Origin of the sequence: Bacillus pretiosus (assembly GCF_051294775.1) — a bacterium.
GTDB lineage: Bacteria > Bacillota > Bacilli > Bacillales > Bacillaceae_G > Bacillus_A > Bacillus_A wiedmannii.
Map to the genome: position 1 here is coordinate 1 of NZ_JBPPHF010000352.1, position 293 is coordinate 293.

Genomic DNA, 293 nt, shown 5'->3' on the forward strand with positions numbered 1-293 from the left:
CGCTAAGTGAAGTTCTTGATTCTAAGGCTAATAATCATCCGGAAGAGAAGTTGTTAATTGGTCTTGGACGAGATATTACAGGTGAAGCTGTATTAGCCCGTTTAAAAAAAATGCCCCATTTACTGGTAGCTGGTGCGACAGGTAGCGGGAAAAGTGTATGTATTAATGGTATTATTGTTAGTATTTTAATGCGTGCAAAACCACATGAAGTAAAATTAATGATGATTGATCCGAAAATGGTAGAGTTAAATCTATATAACGGTGTTCCGCATTTATAAACACCAGTTGTAACT

Annotated in this window: 1 pseudogene; it reads left to right on the plus strand. The window is 36.2% G+C overall.

The features are described 5' to 3' along the window. Positions 1-275, plus strand: a pseudogene (locus tag ACSG5Z_RS31225) (FtsK/SpoIIIE domain-containing protein); the annotation flags it as partial. Between the last annotated feature and the right edge of the window lie 18 nt (positions 276-293).